The organism is Streptomyces beijiangensis (assembly GCF_017315755.1).
GTDB lineage: Bacteria > Actinomycetota > Actinomycetes > Streptomycetales > Streptomycetaceae > Streptomyces > Streptomyces beijiangensis.
On sequence record NZ_JAFLRJ010000931.1, the window covers coordinates 1 to 388 of the forward strand.

Sequence of the window (388 nt, forward strand, 5' to 3'; positions counted from 1 at the left end):
ACCGTCCACCCGAAGAACTGGTCGAGCCAGCGGGTGAGCCCGTCCAGGTAGGGGACGAGGAAGAGGGCGCCCCACAGGCCGTAGATGATCGAGGGCACGGCGGCCAGCAGGTCGATCACGTACGAGAGCGGCGTCGCGAGCTTGCGCGGCGCGTAGTGCGAGACGAACAGCGCGATGCCGACCGCGATGGGGACGGCGATGACCATCGCGATCACGGAGCTGACCACGGTGCCGAAGGCGAGGATGCCGATGCCGAAGGCGGGCGGGTCGCCCTGCGGGTTCCACTCGAAGGCGGTCAGGAAGTTGACCGAGTCCTCGGAGATCGCGAGGTAGGCGCGGTAGGTCAGGAAGGCCGCGATGGCGGCCATGATCACGAGCAGGGTGATGC

Annotated in this window: 1 protein-coding gene; it reads right to left on the reverse strand. The window is 68.0% G+C overall.

From position 1 onward, the window contains the following. Window positions 1-386 (reverse strand): PstC family ABC transporter permease (locus tag J0695_RS39930; RefSeq protein ID WP_372445917.1); only part of this gene is annotated, 386 nt, incomplete at its 3' end. Window positions 387-388: the final 2 nt, after the last annotated feature.